The sequence below is a fragment of the Flavobacterium restrictum genome (genome assembly GCF_007097245.1).
GTDB lineage: Bacteria > Bacteroidota > Bacteroidia > Flavobacteriales > Flavobacteriaceae > Flavobacterium > Flavobacterium restrictum.
This window is the reverse complement of sequence record NZ_VJZT01000002.1, coordinates 20376-41250: the sequence shown is the minus strand read 5'-3', so window position 1 is coordinate 41250 and position 20875 is coordinate 20376. Positions and strand designations below refer to the sequence as shown.

14 protein-coding genes and 1 pseudogene are annotated in these 20875 nt (G+C 36.4%); 12 read left to right on the top strand and 3 right to left on the bottom strand.

Annotation, left to right across the window (positions count from 1 at the left end):
- Positions 1-210 precede the first annotated feature (210 nt).
- From FNW21_RS02345 to FNW21_RS16245, 11 genes are all read left to right on the top strand, one after another.
- Positions 211-3345: a glycoside hydrolase 5 family protein gene (locus FNW21_RS02345; protein ID WP_144255138.1), complete on the top strand. Its 3135-nt coding sequence runs from the start codon at positions 211-213 to the stop codon at positions 3343-3345.
- Positions 3346-3358: 13 nt separating this feature from the next.
- Positions 3359-4762, top strand: a complete 1404-nt coding sequence (locus tag FNW21_RS02340; protein ID WP_144255137.1) for a glycosyl hydrolase family 16 — start codon at positions 3359-3361, stop codon at positions 4760-4762.
- 90 nt (positions 4763-4852) lie between these two features.
- Positions 4853-5692 (top strand): glycoside hydrolase family 16 protein, encoded by an 840-nt coding sequence (locus FNW21_RS02335; protein ID WP_144255135.1) that lies wholly within the window; start codon positions 4853-4855, stop codon positions 5690-5692.
- Between the two features lie 192 nt (positions 5693-5884).
- On the top strand, positions 5885-9295 hold the full coding sequence (locus FNW21_RS02330; RefSeq protein WP_144255133.1) for a hypothetical protein: 3411 nt from the start codon (positions 5885-5887) through the stop codon (positions 9293-9295).
- Positions 9295-10542, top strand: coding sequence for a glycosyl hydrolase family 17 protein (locus FNW21_RS02325; RefSeq protein WP_144255131.1), 1248 nt, complete (start codon positions 9295-9297; stop codon positions 10540-10542). The genes FNW21_RS02330 and FNW21_RS02325 overlap by 1 nt, the downstream gene beginning before the upstream one ends.
- 111 nt (positions 10543-10653) lie before the next feature.
- Positions 10654-13008, top strand: coding sequence for an MFS transporter (locus FNW21_RS02320; RefSeq protein ID WP_221932042.1), 2355 nt, complete (start codon positions 10654-10656; stop codon positions 13006-13008).
- A gap of 14 nt (positions 13009-13022) precedes the next feature.
- Positions 13023-13949 (top strand): glycoside hydrolase family 17 protein, encoded by a 927-nt coding sequence (locus tag FNW21_RS02315; protein ID WP_144255130.1) that lies wholly within the window; start codon positions 13023-13025, stop codon positions 13947-13949.
- Entirely contained in the window at positions 13950-14882 is a 933-nt protein-coding gene (locus tag FNW21_RS02310) for a glycoside hydrolase family 17 protein (RefSeq protein ID WP_144255128.1), read from the top strand.
- 76 nt (positions 14883-14958) lie between these two features.
- Positions 14959-16662 (top strand): family 16 glycosylhydrolase, encoded by a 1704-nt coding sequence (locus FNW21_RS02305; RefSeq protein WP_144255127.1) that lies wholly within the window; start codon positions 14959-14961, stop codon positions 16660-16662.
- 361 nt (positions 16663-17023) lie between these two features.
- Complete coding sequence (locus FNW21_RS02300) at positions 17024-17608, top strand: RNA polymerase sigma factor (protein WP_144255126.1); 585 nt, start codon at positions 17024-17026, stop codon at positions 17606-17608.
- 50 nt (positions 17609-17658) lie between these two features.
- Positions 17659-17802, top strand: a complete 144-nt coding sequence (locus FNW21_RS16245; RefSeq protein ID WP_185963869.1) for a hypothetical protein — start codon at positions 17659-17661, stop codon at positions 17800-17802.
- A 78-nt stretch (positions 17803-17880) separates the two neighbouring features.
- Here FNW21_RS16245 and FNW21_RS02295 read toward each other — a convergent pair whose 3' ends face one another.
- Positions 17881-18531, bottom strand: a complete 651-nt coding sequence (locus tag FNW21_RS02295) for an endonuclease III domain-containing protein (protein ID WP_144255124.1) — start codon at positions 18529-18531, stop codon at positions 17881-17883.
- Positions 18532-18747: 216 nt separating this feature from the next.
- Between FNW21_RS02295 and bcp the strand changes: the two genes are divergently transcribed.
- Positions 18748-19200, top strand: a complete 453-nt coding sequence (gene bcp, locus FNW21_RS02290; RefSeq protein WP_144255123.1) for a thioredoxin-dependent thiol peroxidase — start codon at positions 18748-18750, stop codon at positions 19198-19200.
- 365 nt (positions 19201-19565) lie between these two features.
- On the opposite strand, the gene FNW21_RS02285 is transcribed toward bcp, so the two are convergent.
- Together FNW21_RS02285 and FNW21_RS02280 are read right to left on the bottom strand one after the other, a co-directional pair.
- Positions 19566-19907: a GIY-YIG nuclease family protein gene (locus FNW21_RS02285; RefSeq protein ID WP_144255121.1), complete on the bottom strand. Its 342-nt coding sequence runs from the start codon at positions 19905-19907 to the stop codon at positions 19566-19568.
- Positions 19904-20866: pseudogene (locus FNW21_RS02280) on the bottom strand (DGQHR domain-containing protein); the annotation flags it as partial. The pseudogene FNW21_RS02280 and the gene FNW21_RS02285, both read right to left, overlap by 4 nt.
- Between the last annotated feature and the right edge of the window lie 9 nt (positions 20867-20875).

The window sequence follows — 20875 nt, the reverse complement described above, 5'->3', positions numbered from 1 at the left end:
TGATCTTCCAATCAGTACTAATGTCTCTTCAATCAATTGCGCTATTTCGGCTTAATGATTCCAATATTTTTTTATTAAAAACAGATTTGTAGCCCTACAAACTATAATTATTATCGAGTTGTTCCTATTAAGAACACGGATAGAAAAGGAATACACTTTTTTTGATTTCGCATTAAATTTTATTAAACATTCAAAACAAATATTTTTATTATGAAAAAAATAATTTTTTTACTAATCAGCTGCTATTGTTCACTCAATATGTATTCCCAAGCAGATAGGGTAACTGTAGACAAAAGCACTTCTGGAATGAGGCTTAAAGTCAATGGTAATGACTTTATGATAAACGGAGTAAACTGGGATTATTTTCCTATTGGAACCAATTACAGTTACAGCCTTTGGAAACAGCCAGATAATGTGATTCAGACTGCTTTGGACAATGAAATGGGATTGCTCAAAAATATGGGGGTTAATACCATAAGAGTCTATGCTGGTATGCCCAAAAAATGGATAGAGTATGTGTATACCAATTTTGGGATTTACACGATGTTGAACCATTCGTTTGGACGTTATGGTTTGACAATAAAAGGGACTTGGGTTGCCAACACCGAATATGCTAACGCTGATACTCGTGAACTGCTTTTGAAAGAAGCAAAAGAGATGGTTGCTGAATATAAGGATACCAAAGGATTGCTTTTGTTTTTATTAGGAAATGAAAATAATTACGGTTTGTTTTGGGATGGAGCCGAAACAGAAGATATTCCAGTAATGGATAGACAATCGACCAAACGTGCTCAATACCTTTATTCTTTATTCAACGAAGCGGTTGTAGCAATGAAAGCTATAGACCCGTCGCATCCAATGGCGATATGCAATGGTGACTTATTATTTTTAGATATTATTGCCAAAGAATGTCCAGATGTAGATGTTTTAGGTGTAAATGTATACCGCGGCAACTCGTTTGGGGATATGTTTGAACGTGTCAAAAAAGAGTACGGAAAACCAGTTATGTTTCCAGAATTTGGATCGGATGCTTTTAATGCTGTAACAGGTGAAGAAGATCAAAATGCACAAGCAAAGATTCTAAAAAACAATTGGAAAGAAATTTACGAAAACGCTGCTGGCATGGGTAAAAGCGGCAACTGTTTGGGTGGATTTACCTTTCAATTTAGCGATGGATGGTGGAAATTTGGTCAAACTAAATTTTTAGACGTACATGACAACAATGCTTCTTGGGCTAATGGAGGGTATGCTTTTGATTTTGTAAAAGGCGAAAACAATATGAATGAAGAGTGGTTTGGTATTTGTGCCAAAGGGCCAACCAATAGCCATGGTAATTACCAACTTTATCCAAGATCTGCTTACTACATTTTGAAAGAAGTGCATCAATTTAATCCTTACGCCAACGGAAAATTAGCAAGTGATATAGATCCTTATTTTGATAAAATTCAAATTTTAGATGCTTCGCTAAAAGCAAGAGCCGATAAAGCAGCATTGGATAGTCAAAAAGGAGGTAAAATTAAATTTTCTAGATTATCAGCTGAATTCAGTACGTTTAATACAGGTGGAAATTTAATCACAACACCTACAGAAGCACCAACTAACAATACAACGTATCCAAACAAACTTGGTTTTGACCACATGCAATCCTATTATGTGGGCGTGGAGGGAAGTCCGTCTGGAAATATGACTGCTAATGTAGAATTCAATATTTTAGGCAATGTAGCACTCAATCAAATTGACGAAGTGTTTTATGAAAATAGAGGCAGACCAGTATTGGTAACTGGTCCTAATGGCGACGTAAGTTTACAATCAAACAACCGTGTCGAAGTGTACAGAGCGAGTTACAAATGGGATGAAAAACTATTTAGTTTAAATGGTTTTTATAGAACTGGTCATTACCACTGGGGGTACGAAGGCGATTTCTTTGGTTTATATCCCGAAGCTAATTATGGACCTAATATTGATACTTACAATGGCGTTGCTCCTTTTGGTTTTGAAATGGAAGGAAAGAAAACATTTAAGGGATTTAAATTGGCTTTTGGACCACAACTTTGGTGGGGAGCGAATCCAGCGGTGTTGCTTAAATATTCCAAAAGTATTGGGAAATATGATTTTACAGGAATTTTCCATGAAGATATAGAACAACGTGGAGTTACCGAAAGTTCCTTTGCTATTCCGCAACCTAAAACACGCCGATTTACAGTTCAAGTAAATAGAAAATTCGGAAAATTAGCAGTTGATTTAGGTGGAATTTGGGCTGGGCAACCACTCAAAGGACGCGAATATCAAGTCATGAGAGAAATAAATGGTGTCGAACAAGTATTTGTAAACCAAATTGAATCCAAAGACAATTTGGGAGGGAAAGTAAAACTAACCTATACTGGAGGAAAAATTAATTGGTACGCACAAGCTGCCGCTCAAGGATTAGTTGCTGGTGGTGGAGCTGACCTTACACAAACTTTTACTGGTTGGAGACTTAAAGATAGCGGTAGCGGGAATCAATACAACTTTTTAAGTGGTTTTACCTATAATGCGGGTAAGTTGCAAATTGCGCCTAACTTTTTATGGCAAGAACCGCTTGAAGGGCCTATAACAACTACTGTTGCAGCACCAGGAAGACCAAGAAATATTGTTGATGATCCATTTGTTGTTAGAGTAAATAGAAAACAAGTTGCGGGTGAGATATTATTCACGTTTGACCCTACTCCAGGTACTTGGATGTACGATTGGGATAATGACCGATCCGAAGATGCTAAATTTGCCATAAGTGCAGGATTTGTGTACCGCCATTTGCCAACGACACAAGATGCTGCAATAGGTATTTTGTCTAATGGAAGAACAACTTTTGCTTTTCCAGGAGCACCACCTGCAAAAGATTTGTGGGAAACACAAGCAAGAATTGTTTCTAAATTTAGTTCTGATTTTGGTTTTATTGCTAATGTTTATGGTGGGCCTGCTCAAGGAAATGGTAGTAATGCGAGAACGATTAAACGTTATGGAGTCGATTTCAAAATGATTTACAAAAAAATGAAAGTAAACTCATTTGTAAAAGTAAACGATTGGGGACCTTATGATTACCACCGAGATTTCAATTTGACTTACCCTTTGCAATTAATGACTGATATTTCTTTTGGAATTGGAAAACCAGATTGGTTCATACTTCCAGGAACTAGACTTGGTATTAGAGGGACATGGCGCTCATTAGATCAATATTCTAATAGATATAATCCAACACAAATATTGGATGTAACAGGGAATTTAGTTCCTAATCCTACCGCCATTGGGTTTCCTAATGGTCAAGAATGGGAAATTAAAACCTATCTACAAATAAACATTGGTAATTAATAAAATAGATATAATGAAAACTCTCTCAAGTATTAAATTTAATAGAATAGTTATAGGTCTTTTTACATTACTATTCTTTTTGGGCTGTCAAAACGACGATTCCGATTTGCAAGTAGCTAAATTCTCCAAAGACCCCAATGTATTTATTGACGGTTTTAGTAGTGGATTAATTTATGCCGCCTTTAGTGGTACTGATATATTTGCTTTTCAAGTAGATAATAAAGTGACTTACAACAACACAAGTGCTTCCATGCGTTTTGATGTTCCTAATGTGAATGATCCCGCTGGGTCTTATGCCGGTGGCGCTTTTTTTACCGCAGTTGGTAGAGACCTTTCGAGCTATAATGCCTTAACTTTTTGGGCAAAATCCTCGGTGGCATCAACACTTGGGGTTGTTGGTTTCGGGATTGATTTAGGTGCCAATACCTATCCTGCTTCCTTAAGTAATTTACGATTGAGCACCGTTTGGAAAAAATATACGATTCCAATTCCTGATGCCTCCAAATTAAAAACCGAAAAAGGAATGTTTTACATCTCTGCAGGGCCAGAAAATGGTAACGGATTCTCTTTTTGGATCGATGAGGTAAAGTTCGAAAACATTGGCACTATCGCCTATCCTCAACCCTCCATAAATGGTGGTTTAGACACATCAGTAACTTCTTTTGTTGGCGTTTCGGCAACGGTTACTGGTTTAGCATCAACATTTAATTTGTTAAACGGAACGGATCAAGTGGTGACTACATCGGTCAATTATTTCAATTTTGCTTCGTCTAATACCGCTGTAGCAACAGTAGATTCGCAAGGGGTAGTGAGTACAGTTGGCCCCGGAACAGCCGTTATTACGGCTTCGATAGGAGGAGTTCAAGCCAAAGGTTCTCTAACCGTGCAGTCATTAGGCGCTTTTGCAGCAGCACCTACGCCTGTAAAACCTGCCGCTAATGTGATTACTATTTTTAGTAATGCGTATACCAATGCTCCTGTAGAATATTACAATGGCTACTGGGCACCATACCAAACCACGCAATCGGCTGATTTTAATGTAAATGGTGATACAGTGTTGAACTACACTAATTTTAATTTTGTGGGCATACAATTTAGTCAACCTACCATAAATGTTACTGCCATGACACACATGCACCTAGATCTTTTTATTCCGGGCACTTTAGCTTCGGGTGCTAATTTTAAAATTCAACTAGTAGATTTTGGTGCTGATGGAGTTTATGGTGGTACGGATGATAAAAGTCATACGTTAACCTATACAAGTCCAACATTGGTTGCTAAAAATTGGATTAGTTTAGACGTTCCATTTACCAATATGCCTAGCTTAACAACGAGAGCGCATCTAGCACAAATCATTTTTTCGGGAACCAACGTTTCTAATTTTTATGCCGATAATATCTATTTCTACAAAAATTAGCAATAGATAACAAAAAAGGAATCAGCTTTTTTTGATTTCGATTTTGAATGCGTGCTTTTCAAAAAATTTATAACAATTTAATTAAAAATTATGAGCAATTTAATACTAAAATCTGCCGCCAAATATATAGCGATTAGTACGCTACTGGTAACCATGAGTTGCAGTACCGATGCTACCCAAAAATTAGACAAACGCAACTGGCAACTGGCTTGGAGCGATGAATTTAATGGAACTCTTGGCGAATCTCCAGACGCTACCAAATGGGTTTATGACATAGGAACGGGTGATAACGGATGGGGAAATAAGGAACTGCAATATTACACCAATCGTCCACAAAATATTTCGATGGATGGAGCGGGGAATCTCGTAATTACCGCCATCAAAGAAAATTTTCAAACCGCTTCTTACACTTCGGCTAGGATAAAAACCAAAGGAATTTTAGAACAAAAATACGGACGCTTCGAAGCCAGACTCAAAACGCCTTACGGGTTAGGATTATGGCCTGCTTTCTGGATGTTAGGTGATAATGCCGAATTTCCTACGTGGCCTACTTGTGGTGAAATTGATATTATGGAATTAAGAGGACAGCAACCTAATATCATTCAAAGCTCTATTCATGGCCCTGGGTATTATGGTGCAGATCCTATAACAGGCAAAAATACCCTAATCGATAGTCGTTATGATACTGATTTTCATGTTTTTGCTGTGGAATGGGATGAATCCAAAATCGATTTTTTCGTGGATGATTATTTGTTCAAACGAATCGAAAGATCCGAAGTGGAAGCAAGAGGAAATTGGGTTTTTGACCATCCTTTCTACATGATTTTGAATGTAGCTGTAGGTGGGAATTTCTTGGGTAATCCAAATTCCCTAACACCATTTCCTCAAAAAATGACTATTGACTACGTAAGAGCTTACAAAAAAGGGTAGGCGAATTAAATTATAATTCAAACTGAAATTAACTGGAATACGTATTAGCTTTTTTTTAAAAAAGAGCTAATAGTGTTTTTGTCATGGATTAATGTCATCCAAAAACAAGAAATAAAGACGATTTTTTAAAAAGAAGGAGCGCAGTCAGCCCCTTTTTTAGAGCTAATAAAACCAAAATTAAAGATTAAAACGATGGAAATAGTAAGTATAGCAGGAGAAAACTATTATAAAATTGCCAACAACGAAAACATGCGACCCTTTTTTATGAGCGTCGTAAGCGATTCGGATCATTGGATGTTTATTTCCAGTAATGGCGGACTCACCGCAGGACGAAAAAATGCCGAATTTGCACTTTTTCCCTATTATACGGATGATAAAATTACCGAATTTGCTGATATCACAGGAAGCAAATCTATTTTTCAAATTCAGCATGACAATCAAGTAATGGTTTGGGAACCTTTTTCGGAACGATTCAATGACAAGTACAACATCAGTAGAAATTTGTACAAGAATTTGTTTGGTAACAAAATCATTTTTGAGGAAATTCATCATGATTTGGAGTTGACATTTAGCTACGAATGGTGTTCCAGCGATCGTTTTGGTTTTGTGAAAAAATCCGAAATTACCAATCATTCTCAAAACGATTATTCCATTACAGCTCTAGACGGAATCCAGAATATTATGCCAAATGGCGTAACGAGTGATTTACAAACCACCACCAGTAACTTGGTTGATGCCTACAAACGAAACGAAATTCAGGCAGAAAGTGGTGTGGGAATTTTTGGATTGAGTGCTATAATTGTTGACAAAGCGGAACCGAGTGAGTCGCTAAAAACAAATATTGCATGGTCATTGGGAATCGAAAATCCAACCTATTTACTCTCTTCATTACAACTTCCGACCTTTAGAAAAAAACAAAATATACAATCCGAAACCGATGTCAAAGGTGAAAAAGGTGCCTATTTTGTTGTAGCCGATTTGCTCTTACCAAAAGATTCCTCCAAAAGCTGGAAAATTATTGCGAATGTCAATCAAAATCAGTCGCAAGTTATAGCACTTTGCGAAGCAATACTTCACGATAAAAATATTGAAAATCAAGTAATTGAGGATATAGAATTGGGAGAGCAAAACCTGATTTCGCTCAATGCCACAGCCGACGGATTGCAATTCACCGCCGATAAACGAAAAGATACCCGCCATTTTTCTAACGTGCTTTTTAATATCATGAGAGGTGGTATTTTTGACCACAATTACGAAATTGAGAAAAATGATTTTGTAACTTATTTGAACCAAGCCAACAAAGAAGTTTGCGGTAGAAATAGCGTTTTCATCAACGATTTAGAAGCTTTTTTCTCTCATTCCTACTTGAATAGTTTGCTTTCTAATCAAACAGATGCTGATTTGGTGCGTCTGTGTACTGAATATTTACCACTTAAATTCAGTCGTCGTCATGGCGATCCGAGTCGCCCTTGGAATAAATTTTCTATTAATACCCGAAGTGAAATTGATGGTTCCAAAATTTTGGATTACGAAGGCAACTGGCGCGATATTTTCCAGAACTGGGAAGCCTTGGCGTATGCCTATCCAGAATTTATTGACGGCATGATTTTCAAGTTTTTGAATGCTTCAACATTTGATGGATACAATCCGTATCGAGTGACAAAATCAGGCTTTGATTGGGAAACTATAGAACCCGATAATCCGTGGTCGTACATAGGATATTGGGGCGATCACCAAATTATTTACTTATTGAAATTTTTGGAATTCATCGAGAAACAGCATCCTGGTAAGTTGAATTCGTATTTTGACAAAGAATGTTTTGTGTATGCTGCGGTGCCATATTGTATAAAATCGTATGAGGAAATTTTGCAGAATCCAAAAGATACAATTTCCTTTAATCATCATTTGGATACTCAAATTAATGGCTTGCGCAAAAGCGTTGGTGCCGATGGTGCTTTGTTGCAAACCGAAAACAAGGTGATATACCATGTCAATTTTGTGGAGAAAATACTCGCTACAGTTTTGGCAAAAATGTCAAACTTTATTCCCGAAGGCGGCATTTGGATGAACACCCAACGTCCAGAATGGAATGATGCCAACAATGCTTTGGTCGGCAATGGCGTATCGATGGTTACGTTGTATTATTTGAGACGATTTTTTGATTTTTTACAAAAAACAGTAAATAACTCAACCGTTACAGAAATTAAAATTTCGACCGAAATGGTCACGTTTTACGATGCTATTCGAGAAAATCTATTGCAATTTGAACCGCTATTGGCGGATTCGATTGGAGATGTGGAGCGCAAAAATATTTTAGATGCTTTAGGAACTGCGGCTTCTAAATACCGAGAACACGTATATCAAAATGGTTTTAATGGACAAAAAACTACCATTTCGGTTGCGGGTTTAAAAAGTTTTATCCAAGTAAGTTTGGCTTTTATCGATCATTCTATACAAGCCAATCAGCGAGAAGACAAGTTGTATCATGCTTACAATTTGATGTCTTCTACAGAAAATGAAGTCTCCATTTCGCACCTTTCGGAAATGCTCGAAGGGCAAGTTGCTGTTATTAGTTCTGGATTTTTGGATGGGAAACAAACCTTGGAAATCCTTAATGGTTTGCGAAAAAGTGCTTTGTATAGAGCCGATCAAAACAGTTATATTTTATACCCAAATAAAGAATTACCTAAATTTTTAGAAAAAAATAGGTTGCCTAAAGCAAAAGTGGCACAATCCGATTTGTTGAAAAAACTACTCGAAAACAGTAATTTTTCGATTATCAATCAAGACATCAAAGGCGATTATCATTTTAATGGTAATTTTCACAATGCCGGTGATTTGAAAGTTGCTTTGGATTCGTTAAAAACCCAAGAAAATTATCAAGAATTGGTTGCCAAGGAAACTACTTCGGTATTAGCCATTTTTGAAGAAGTGTTCAATCACAAAGCGTTTACAGGGCGATCAGGAACGTTTTTCTCCTTTGAAGGATTGGGTTCTATTTATTGGCACATGGTTTCCAAACTGCATTTGGCGGTACAAGAAGTGTGTATAAAAGCCATCAATCAAAACGAAGATTCTAGTGTAATCAAAGAATTAGTGGCTCATTATGAGGAAATTGGTAGCGGTATTGGTGTGCATAAAACGCCAGCTGTTTACGGCGCATTTCCTACTGATCCGTACTCGCATACACCACAACATCGTGGTGCGCAACAACCCGGAATGACTGGGCAAGTGAAAGAAGATATTCTGGTTCGAATAGCCGAATTAGGAGTGAAAATAAACAACGGAAAAGTGCAATTTCAACCTACGATTCTTCAAAAAAAGGAATTTATTCTTCAGGAGCAAGAAGTTATTTTTGTAGCTGTAGATGGAAAACAAAACCCAATTGTATTACCCAAAGAGAGTTTGGCTTTTAGCTTTTGTCAAGTGCCTATAATTTACAAAATCGCAGCAGAAAACCAAATCGAATTGCACTATGCAGATGGTAGCAATTCAGTATTCCAATCATTAGAATTAGATGCAGATACCAGCAAAAAAATATTTCAAAGAACTAACGAAATAGTGCAAGTTGTCGTGTCCATTAATAAAGAATTTTTACGCTAATGAATAAAATCATTTACATACTAGCTTTAGTTTTGCTCTTGTTGTATTGCAAAAACGTTTATGCGGCTGCAAAAGATATTACGGCTGAAAAATTATTGGGAAACCCCAATTATCAAGCCATTTGTTATGGTGGATTTAGAACAAATTCTAGAGAAGTACAGCCTACTATTCCGGAAATAAAAGAGGATTTAAAGTTGCTTTCCGCAGCGAATTTCAAAATACTTCGCACCTACAATGTGCATTACAAAGAGGTTTCGAATTTGCTAATGGCCATCAGCGAATTAAAAAAAGAAGACCCAAAATTTGAAATGTATGTCATGCTCGGAGCTTGGATTGATTGCAAAAATGCTTTTTCAAATCTACCGCCCAACCACAACGAAGAAAGTAGTAAAAACGCTATTGAAATTGATGAAGCAGTCAGATTGACAAACAAATATCCAGATATTATCAAGATAATTGCGGTTGGAAATGAAGCAATGGTCAAATGGGCGGCGAGTTATTATGTGCAACCCAGTATTATTTTGAAATGGGTTAATCATTTGCAGAATCTAAAAAAGCAACACAAATTACCCAACAAACTTTGGATAACAAGTTCCGATAATTTTGCGTCTTGGGGCGGCGGTGATACCGAATACCACACCGAAGATTTAAAAAAATTGATGAAAGCAGTCGATTATATCTCGTTGCATACGTACCCGATGCACGATACGCATTACAATCCCAATTTTTGGGGAGTATTGGCTTCTGAAAATGGATTATCCGAACGGGAAAAAATCGACGCAGCTATGGTAAGAGCCAGAGATTATGCCATTTCGCAATACGAAAACGTGGTCAAGTATATGAAATCTATTGGTGTCAAAAAACCCGTCCATATTGGCGAAACAGGTTGGGCAACAATGGATAAAGATTTTTACGGCAATGACGGCTCGAAAGCAACCGACGAATACAAATCGGCTCAATATTACAAACTCATGCGCGACTGGACAAATAAGTCGGGAATAACGTGTTTTTATTTTGAAGCTTTTGACGAAAACTGGAAAGATACCAGTAATCCTGTGGGTTCCGAGAATCATTTTGGATTATTCAATTTGCAATCTCAAGCCAAATATGCGCTTTGGAATTTGGTCGATAAGGGTGCTTTTGATGGTTTAGGGAGAAACGGAAAACCAATTACTAAAACCTACAACGGTAACGAAAACGCTTTGTGGATGGACGTCAAAACACCATCGTTGTTAATTAAAAAATAAACAAAACAATTAGAAAAGTTTAATCGGGTATTGTTTTTTTGAAAAAAAGAGAATATAAAAATGAAATTCAAAACCAAAATAATTATATAACTAAAAATTACTTAAAATATTATGTCAAATCAAAATTCAAACCCAAAAGGATTGGTTCCAATGGGACAAAAAATTGCCTTTGGATTAGGAATGTTAGCCAACCAAATGTTTCCAGCAGCTTTGGGTATTTTTATGGTTGTGTTAGTTGAAAACTTAAAAATGCCAACTTGGATGTGGGGTATGCTATTTTTTCTGCCTAGAATTTTAGATGCTTTTATAGACCCAATTATGGGATTTATTTCGGATAATACCCGATCTAAATGGGGAAGACGAAGACAATATGTTTTTATTGGCTCTATAATAATGGGAATTTCATTTGTGATTATGTGGCAATTGTATAGAGAAGACTCGGTAAATTATAATTTTTACTACTTTCTTTTTTGGTCATCTGTATTTTATTTAGGATTATCTATTTTTAGTGTTCCGTTTGTAGCAATGGGATACGAAATGAGCGATGATTTTCATGAAAGAACGAGTATCATGGCAATATCACAATTTATTGGACAATGGGCTTGGGTAATTGCACCTTGGTTTTGGGTGGTAATGTACGACCCTAAATGGTTTCCAAATGCAGATACAGCCACAAGAACTTTGGCTATTTGGGTTGGTATTTCATGTATGATTTTGGCTATGATTCCTGCTATTTTTATAAAAAGTAAATCAACTTTAGAAGAGGAAAGTTTCTCGCCATTATCCATAAAAACGATTGGAAGCAGTTTCAAAGAAATTTTAGAAAGTTTTGGAGAAGCTTTTAAAAACGGGCCTTTTACAAAACTTTGTATAGCGACTTTTTTAATTTTTAATGCCTTTAATACGGTTGCAGGATTTACTTTCTTTATTGTGGTGTATTATCTATTTAACGGAAGTTCTACAGACGCTGGTATTTGGCCAACTCTTTTTGGATGTTTAGGTGCATTGTCTACCACTTTTGTGGTTATTCCTATTGTATCTTGGATGTCAAAAAAAATGGAAAAAAAGAAAGCCTTTTTAGTTTGCCAAGCCATTTCTATTGTAGGATATATTATGCTTTGGTTTTTCTTTGTGCCGGGCAAACCGTATATGTTCATTTTTGCTTTGCCTTTCTTTTCGTTTGGTATCGGTAGTTTATTTACATTAATGATGTCTATGACAGCCGATGTGTGTGATATGGACGAATTGACTTCTGGCAAAAGAAGAGAAGGTGTTTTTGGAGCTATATATTGGTGGATGGTAAAGTTTGGTTTTGCAATTGCTGGTTTATTAACGGGAGTAATAATGTCTTCTGTTGGCTTCAATCCAAGTTTGCCAGTACAACCAGAAGGTGCTGTTGAAGGGTTGAGACTTTTTTTCTCAGGAGTTCCTATTGCAGGTACTTTGATAGCCATGATGATTATGTGGAATTATGACTTAACCGAAGAAAAAGCTAGAGCCATCAAAAAACAATTGGACGATAGAAAAAACCCAGTAAAAAAACAATCTTCATCGTATCTTTCTGGGAAACTACTTTCGTTAGGAAAAAGCGGAAATGCGATTAATACCATCTCGGGCATTGATTTAAGTTCAAAAAGTGAGGCTGAAATCAAAACACAATTTTCAGAAATTTTAAATACGGGTTTACACGGATTGTGTTTTAGTCCTTATGTCGAAGGTCAGGAAGCGGGTGCTATTTTGTCGGAAAATCAAATTCGACGCCGTATAGAAATAATTGCACCTCACACACAATGGATTCGCTCTTTCTCTTGTACCGAAGGCAACGAGTTGATTCCAGAAATGGCAAACCAAAAAGGTTTGAAATCAGTAGTTGGTGCTTGGATTAGTGATGATAAAAAGAGAAATGAAAAAGAAATTCAATCGCTAATTGCTCTAGCAAAAGTAGGTTTAGTTGACATTGCAGCTATAGGAAATGAGGTGCTGCATCGGGGCGAGATTGCCGAGCAGGAGTTAATTCATTACATCCAGAAAGTGAGAGCTGCTTTGCCAGACACAATTCCTGTTGGATATGTAGATGCCTATTATCAATATCTAGATAGACCTGCTTTGGTCGATGCCTGCGATGTTATTTTGGTTAACTGTTATCCTTTTTGGGAAGGAGCGGATAATGCTTATGCGATTTCGTATTTAGACAGAATGCTCGAAGTTACCCAGCAAGTAGCCAAAGGCAAAAAAGTAATCATCACCGAAACGGGTTGGCCAAGTAAAGGAGAAAAAGTAGATGCCGCAGAACCATCAGGAATAAATGCCATGAAATACTTTATTGGGGTACAAGATTGGGCCAAAAAGCAGAATGTGGAACTGTTCTATTTCTCTTCTTTTGATGAATCTTGGAAAGCAAAACAAGAAGGCGAAGTTGGCGCAGGTTGGGGAATATGGGATAAAAACGAAAAATTAAAATTTTAAAATAAAGAGAAAACATGTCATTTAGTAGAAAAGAAGATTCGCTTTATCAAGTTAAATTTGATAACACTAACGAGAGTAATCATTACAATGGGATTGATTATGATGGCAAATCACCTGAAGAATTAGATACCCTTTTTAATGCCGTTTTAAAAACAGGAATGCACGGACTTTGTTTTAGTTTGTATGAAGATGGACAAAAACCGGGCGACATCATATCCGAGGAGCAAGTACGCCGTAGAATGGCAATCATTGCACCTTATACCCAATGGGTTCGTTCTTTTTCGTGTACCGAAGGGAATGAATTTATACCAAGAATTGCACGAGAATATGGTATTAAAACGCTAGTTGGAGCTTGGTTGGGCGATGATCCGGAAGTCAACGAAAGAGAAATAGAAGGACTGATACAACTCGCTAACGAAGGTTTTGTAGATATTGCTGCCGTAGGAAATGAGGTTATGTATCGAAAAGATTTAACCGAAGATGAACTTTTAGATTTCATCCACAGAGTTAAAACAGCCATTACAGCAACTATTCCAGTAAGTTATGTCGATGCATATTATGAATTTACAATCAAACCAAGAATAACAGCGGCTTGCGACTTGATTCTCACCAATTGTTATCCGTATTGGGAAGGCTGTAATCTTGATTATTCGTTGGGACACATGAAACAAATGTACCATCAAGCGTTGCACGCTGGAAATGGTAAAAAAGTAATTATTACCGAAACGGGTTGGCCAAGCCAAGGCGAAAGCTTCAAAGATTCGCATCCGTCCAGAGATAACGCTATAAAATATTTTATAAACACACAGCTTTGGTCACAACAAGAAAATATTGATATTTTCTATTTTTCTTCTTTTGATGAATCTTGGAAAGTAGGAGCAGAGGGCGAAGTAGGGGCTTATTGGGGTATTTGGGATAAAAATGAAAAATTAAAATATTAAATGAATACATTTCAAGCATTAAATTTAACTCCAGGACGATCGATATGTTATTCTGGTTTTCGCGAAGGGCAACAACCAGGTGGCATTTGTCCCAGTTATAACGAAGTAAAAGAAGATTTACTATTATTAAAAGACCATTGGAGTTACTTGCGTTTATATGATTGCGACGATCATGCCGAAGTGGTTCTTGAGGTTATCGAAAAAGAAAAATTGCCGTTCCAAATCATGCTTGGTGCCTATATTGTAGCCGAAATGAACAACTTTGGTTGTCCTTGGGGCGGTGGCGTGTACACCGAAGCGGAACTCGATGCCAACCGCATTAAAAACCAAAACCAAATTCAAAAACTCATTGGTTTAGCCAATACATATCCAACAATTATTTGTACACTATCAGCAGGAAACGAAGCTTGCGTGGATTGGACAGATCATTACGTATCGGTTTCGAGTGTGATTAATTATGTAAAACAAATTAAAAGCGAAGCCAAACAACCCGTTACTTTTTGCGAAAATTATGTGCCATGGTTGAGCAAATTGAAACCGCTAGTGGAGGTGGTTGATTTTATATCCATTCATACCTATCCAGTATGGGAATACAAGAACATTCATGAAGCATTAGAATATACCAAGGATAATTACTTTGCTGTTGCCAATATGTATCCCCATAAACCAGTGGTGATTACCGAGGCAGGTTGGGCAACAAATTCTAATGGTCGAGGAATTGAACCCCATAATGTAAGCGAAGAAAACCAAGAGATTTATTACCACGATTTAGTCAATTGGACGGATAAGGATGGTATTTTGACTTTTGTTTTTGAAGCTTTTGATGAATCCTGGAAAGGCTCGAATGAACCTTTGGAACCTGAAAAACATTGGGGTCTTTTTAAAATTGACCGAACGCCAAAGTTGGTAATGGAAAGCCAAATGATTTTATGAAATTAGTAGAACGATAAGTTATTTTCTTAAATTATATTCAAATTTCAAATAGTAATTAAAAAATTAAAATAGTAGCATGAAAAAAAATACGTCCCTTCAAATTCTGTTTTTATTTTTTCTAATGGCGCACTTTTGCTTTGCTCAAGTCGATGTCGTTTACAATGATTTAGTTTGGTCAGATGAGTTCAATACCAATGGCGCCGTCGATGCAAATAATTGGTTTCATCAAACCCAATTACCCGCTAGCGGAAGCTGGTTCAATGGCGAAGTGCAACATTACACGGATGGCATTACGAACTCCTATGTGGCTTCAGGCTTGCTACATATAGTGGCCAAAAAAGAAACCTTTACGGATAATGGCGTCACAAAGGACTATACGTCGGCGCGATTGAACTCTAAATTTGCTTTTAAATATGGTCGTGTAGACGTTAGAGCCAAATTACCAATTGAATCGGGAACTTGGCCTGCAATATGGATGTTGGGCAAAAACGTAAACGAAGACGGTGGTTATTTTGATGCTACTTACGGCACTACAGATTGGCCTTATTGTGGCGAAACCGATATTATGGAGCACGGGATTTTTGGTTCTCAACCCATTAATTACATTCAGAGTACCATGCACACGCCCTCTTCACATGGAAATTCAGTAAATAACGGCGGTATAATAGCCTCTGATTTGGCTAATAGTTACCATATTTATTCGGTTAATTGGTCACCCAATCAAATATCGTTTTTGCTTGATGGAACTGTTTATTATACCTACAATCCTGCGGTTAAGGATGTTACCACTTGGCCATTTGATAAAGAGCAATACCTTTTATTGAACATTGCATTGGGCGGAATTGCAGGTGATTTGCCTACTAATTTTACACAAACCGCTATGGATATCGATTATGTGAGAGTCTATCAAAACACGACTGTCGACACCCAAAAACCTGCTAATTTCACAGCAACATTGGGGACAATAACCGGAACTACTGTCGAATTACTATTGAACGCTACCGATGATTCTGGAACAGTAGCGTATCAAGTTACTTCTAGCGCAGGAACTACGACGACTTCTTTCCCTTCGGGGGTTCAAAAATCATTGGTAATTCCAAATTTGACTTCCAATACCAATTATACGTTTACCATCACAGCAAGCGATTTGACTGGAAATACCGCTGCCAATAATCCAATTGTGCTCAACGCCAAAACGACAACCGTACTGGAATGTACAGGTACGGCTACTAGTGCGCAACAAGGAATATTCTCAACGGGCTATAATTATGCTTTTGAAACTCTAGGAACGAATGTCAAAATTACTTTCGAACTTTTGGATCAAGATAAAGGGAGTGTTGTGGCGTATTTATGGAAACAAACCCCTTTTGCCGAATCTCAAATGACGCTTGTTTCAGGAACTACTTTTACCAAAACTATTACGGGTCAAACCACAGGAGCAACCATTAATTACGCAGTCAAATTTGCTTATACAGGCGGTGGAATTGTTGTAACCAAATATATTTCGTATGTGGTGGGTAGTAGTTGTTCTTTGGGTGTAGAAAATCTTTCAGAATTGAAACAATTTTGTTATCCAAATCCGGTACAAAATAAAGTTTATTTGGAGTTGTTAGACGACCAAAACCAAATCATTTTGACTGATATACTCGGACGAAAAATCCTTGAAGATGAGGTGAAGTCTGTTCATAATATTGACATGAGTGCTTTTAAATCCGGAATTTACTTTTTAAAAGTCACCAATGCTCATGGTGTCCAGAATTTTAAAATTATAAAAGAATAGGCGATAATAAACCTGTTTTTCATGGAGTTAAGGTTAATGTCAAACCTAAATTGACTCCATACGTTTACAAGTGCTTACTACTAGACCTGAATCCGATTGTACTATTGGATTCAGGTTTTATTTTTTTTGGGTTCAAAACAGTGTTCACGGCAATAAAACCCTACGGAAATAACAGTTTCATTGCAACTAAATCCTATTTATTGTTTTTATTATGTTAATTTTAGTACGTTTTATTTGCTTGTTTAGATAATTTTTTGTTAAATTTGAACTCTTAATAAACCAAAACCAATTTAGCCTATACCATAAAATTACTTTTTAGAAAAAATATCCCCGATTTAAAACTAAACTAAAAAGTACAACTATGGCTACTATAGAAATCTCCGATGCTTTATTGGTACAAAATTACATCGCTGGTAATGAAAATGCGTTGGCAACATTAATCAAGCGACACGAATCTAAAATCTACGGATTCATTTACTCCAAAATTTCCGATAGGGACATATCCAATGATATTTTTCAAGATACTTTTATGAAAGTAATCAAAACCTTGAAGACCAATTCCTATAACGAAGAAGGTAAATTTTTGCCTTGGGTAATGCGAATTTCTCACAATCTTATTATAGATCATTTTAGAAAAAACAAAAAAATGCCCATGTTTCGCGAAACCGAGGAGTTTTCTATTTTTTCTATCATGTCCGATGATGTTATGACTGTTGAAAATAAAATCATTGCCGATCAAGTCGAAACGGATTTAAAAAAACTAATCGAAGAACTGCCTAATGATCAAAAAGAAGTGCTCGTAATGCGTATGTACCAAGACATGAGTTTTAAAGAAATTTCTGAAACAACGGGAGTAAGCATCAATACCGCTTTGGGCAGAATGCGGTATGCTTTGATGAATTTGAGAAAAGTTATAGACAAGCATCAAATTATTTTAACGAATTGATACTAAATCATTAATTTAAGCGTTCTATTATAAAATAATAATAGTACGATATGGCAAAAATTTACTCCAAAAAAAATGCACTTGCTAAAGAAATGAAACCCAAACAAGAAGTCGTTTCTTTTTTATTAAGTTATTCAAAAGCGTTACACATATTGAAATTGGACAACAAAAATTTCGAATTCATAGCCAATTAAACACCCTTTGATTGGTGTTTAAATCTAAAAGCTCCGTTAAACCAAAAAGTGTACTGATTTTATAAATCAGTGCACTTTTTATTTTTTATAATAGGCGTCCAAAACCGTTTTTCTTCCTATAGTTTTGGTAATGCGATCTTTCTCTAAATCCCAACCTCTAGCTGGCGAATATTCCCGACCGTACCAAATGATTTGGAGGTGTAAATCATTCCAAATTTCCTCTGGAAAAAGGCGTTTGGCATCTTTCTCCGTTTGTACCACATTTTTGCCATTAGTCAAATTCCAGCGGTACATGAGGCGATGAATGTGCGTGTCAACCGGAAAGGCAGGAACGCCAAAAGCCTGCGACATCACCACACTCGCCGTCTTGTGACCTACGGCGGGCAATTCCTCCAGGAACTCAAAACTTTTGGGTACTTTTCCGTTGTGTTTATCAATCAAAATATGTGATAAGCCGTGAATTCCCTTTGATTTCATGGGTGACAAACCACACGGGCGAATGATATCCCGAATCTCCTCTACCGACATTTTTACCATATCATACGGATTATCAGCCTTGGCAAACAGCAAAGGCGTAATTTGATTTACCCGAACATCCGTGCATTGCGCCGACAATAAAACGGCTATCAACAACGTATACGGATCCTTATGATCCAGCGGAATTGGGATGGTGGGATACAATTCTTTTAACGTATTTATAACAAATGTTACCCGTTCTTGTTTTGTCATTTTTGTATTTTTATAAAAAGTAAAAATAGACTATTTTCAACGAGGAGTCCAAATAATAATGATCCAAATAACACCACAAGAGTAAACAAGTACAAGCGTCTTTCAGTTAAAAACAAAGTACTTGCTTCTGTTTTTATGAATTTTAAATGCCCTAATTGCAGCTAGTGTGGTAGATAATACTAAACTCATAATTTACAACCGATAACAAAAAAAAATATGACAACTTTAAAAAAAGGCGATAAAGCACCCCAATTTTCCAGTCCAGATCAAGACGGAAACATCCATCAATTAGCGGATTATGCCGGAAAAAAACTAGTGGTTTTCTTTTACCCAAAAGCCAATACTCCGGGATGCACCGCCGAAGCTTGTGATTTGAGAGACAATTTCGAACGCTTTCAAGCCAATAATTATGCGCTTTTGGGCGTAAGTGACGACCCACAAAAAGCGCAAGCCAAATTCAAAGAAAAATACGATTTTCCGTTCCCATTATTGGCCGATGAGGACAAATCGGTTATTGAAGCCTTTGGCGTTTGGGGACCTAAAAAATTCATGGGCAAAGAGTACGATGGCATTCACCGTACCACTTTTATTATCGACGAAAACGGTATTATAGAGGAAGTAATCTCCGATGTGAAAACCAAAGCACATGCCGCACAAATCTTGAAATAATTCAAATTTTGAGTAGTTTTTTGATTTCGTCAATTTTAAAAATTGGTATGGAAAGGAAATTTGGTAGGGTTGAAAACAGACAGTAGTGCTGTTGTTCTAGCTCCGCAAAGTCTCTGACTTTGAGGAGGTGTGTATCAGTTTCTGACTGCTATAAAAGAATCTACAAACAAAGCGTTTGAAAACCGAAATGCACTACTTCAAAGTCCAGAGACTTTGCGGAGCTGGGTTAAAAACAGACACTATTGCTGTTGTTCTAGCTCCGCAAAGTCTCTGACTTTGAGAAGGTGTGTATCAGTCTCTGACTGGTCTAAAAGAATTTACAAACAAAGCGGATTTTATGCGTCAATATCTGAAATATTTTTATGTCAACTTATGGGGGAATTTACTTTATTTAAAATTGGTAGTTTCCCATGAATGTTTGTAAATTGATTTATCCAAGTCCGTTCAAGTTTTGGTAAATTTTTCGGGTCAAATGTTGTATAATAAAACCAGATTGCTTTTCCTTCAGAAGTTGGACTTGTCTTTTCAGAATTTTCCAAATGTTGTTTGAATCGATTATTCAAATTTGTCGCCAAACCAATGTATAAAATGTGGTTTTCAAAAGTTGTTAAAATATAACAGCCATTTAATTGAGGAACAACTTTGAAAGAACTAAATTTAAATTGAACTTTATCTACTGGTCTAGGGGTAAGCTCTTCAATTTTCATATTTCAATGTCTCTTTTGAAATTTGTTTTGTGTAATGCTTTTATCATTTCAGTATTAATAACTGCCAAAGCTCCAGAATTTAAAAAACTTGCTGTACTTGCTTTAGTCCAAAAATCTGTATGACCAACACCCGCGTAATCTCCTTCAACTTCTTCAAATGCTTGTTCTAAAATACTTTGCATAGTTGATACTTTGAAGTCAGGCATATTTATCATTTTGTTAAAGAATGGAACAGAAAATTTACAGAATAATTCTACACCATTATATTTAAATAAAACTGTAGGTTCATCAACTCCTAAAATATTTGTAATTGCTTTCCAATAATTCAAAAATATCTTGTGTTGCTTGTCTGCGGTCTGAATACTAATTGGGTTATTTGCTACTAAAACATATTTTTTGATTGACTTTACAAAACTTTGTTGATTAATACTTCCTTCATTACTTTCTTTATTTGCCATTTTTATCTTATTTAACCAAGGACTGTCTGGGTCAGAATTTAAAAAATCAACATATTTTAATGCTAAATCATCTTCTCCTTTATCAATAGTTTTTGAAATCCATTTTGGTAAATTAGGAATGTCTTCAATTTCCAATGCTTGGGTAAGTCTTTGATAAATTCTTTGTTCAACCCCTTTTTCTACACTCCTTTGGGTTGTATTAACTATTAAGAAATGACACATTTGAGCAATTTTAGGAAGATTTATTGCAATATTAACAGGAACTTCAAAATCTAAAACTCTTGTGTCTTTTTCTGCTGCCATTCTTAAACCTTCGACCCTATGTTGTCCATCAACTACACTAAAACCTCCAATTGTGTCAATATCAATTTCAATTGTGTTATTAGTTGGATTAAAGTCAATGTTTTTATCTGTTGCCATAAAAATACTAGTAGGCAAAAATGCGTCTTTTGTTTCTTGTCCGTTAATAATATAATCTGCAAGTCTTTTTGCTCTTGCCTTGTTTAATAA